The sequence below is a fragment of the Paraburkholderia sp. SIMBA_053 genome, from assembly GCF_046534895.1.
In the GTDB taxonomy this organism is placed as follows: Bacteria; Pseudomonadota; Gammaproteobacteria; order Burkholderiales; family Burkholderiaceae; genus Paraburkholderia; species Paraburkholderia caledonica.
The window spans coordinates 1-271 of sequence record NZ_JAWRXU010000716.1 but is presented as its reverse complement, the minus strand read 5'-3'; the positions used below and the strand labels follow the sequence as shown (position 1 = coordinate 271).

Here is a 271-nt window from a genome sequence, read left to right as displayed (position 1 = left end):
GAAACCAGGCAGCATCTGGATACGCAGCCGCCCGGTGGGCGTGGCGCGCAATTCGCGCATCTGATCGGTCAGGTCGTTGACGCGCCCCACCACCTCCGCACATTCACGATAGAACGCCTCGCCGACTTCGGAGAGGCGTACGTGCCGCGTGCTGCGGTGAAACAATGGGGCGTTGACGAAGCGCTCCAGTTGCTGGATGCGGTTCGTCACGACCGAACTGGTCACGCCGAGTTGTCGTGATGCCTCGGCGAAGCTGCTTGTTTCCGCAACC

Annotated in this window: 1 protein-coding gene; it reads right to left on the bottom strand. The window is 63.1% G+C overall.

From position 1 onward, the window contains the following. The coding region (locus tag SB753_RS37450; RefSeq protein WP_410805203.1) for a LysR family transcriptional regulator at nucleotides 1-271 on the bottom strand (271 nt) is incomplete at both ends.